Genomic DNA, 317 nt, shown 5'->3' with positions numbered 1-317 from the left:
GCGTCGTTTCAATTTTCAGCTTGTTCCGGATTGTTAAAGAGCAAATATCTCAAACGCGACTCCCTGCTCACGCAGAAGAACCGGTTTTGAGATACCGTATGGAGACACCTTTCACCTGTCACCAAGCAGGTGGCGTCCCCTAGGGGATTCGAACCCCTGTTGCCGCCGTGAAAGGGCGGAGTCCTAACCGCTAGACGAAGGGGACACGATAGTGTCACGACTTCGCAGCCGTCCTGCTCATTACTTTTTATCAGACAATCTGTGTGAGCACTGCGCGGGAAGGTATCTTCAGGTAAGGAGGTGATCCAACCGCAGGT

At 52.7% G+C, this 317-nt stretch carries 1 tRNA gene; it reads right to left on the bottom strand.

Features of this window, described 5'->3' with window-relative positions:
- Positions 1-130 precede the first annotated feature (130 nt).
- Positions 131-205: transfer RNA gene (locus ACCW71_RS20590), tRNA-Glu, on the bottom strand.
- Positions 206-317 lie beyond the last annotated feature (112 nt).

This window comes from Pantoea sp. C2G6 (assembly GCF_051336815.1).
Lineage (GTDB): Bacteria > Pseudomonadota > Gammaproteobacteria > Enterobacterales > Enterobacteriaceae > Pantoea.
Note: the sequence above shows the minus strand (reverse complement) of the source record. Positions and strands in the feature narration are given on the sequence as shown.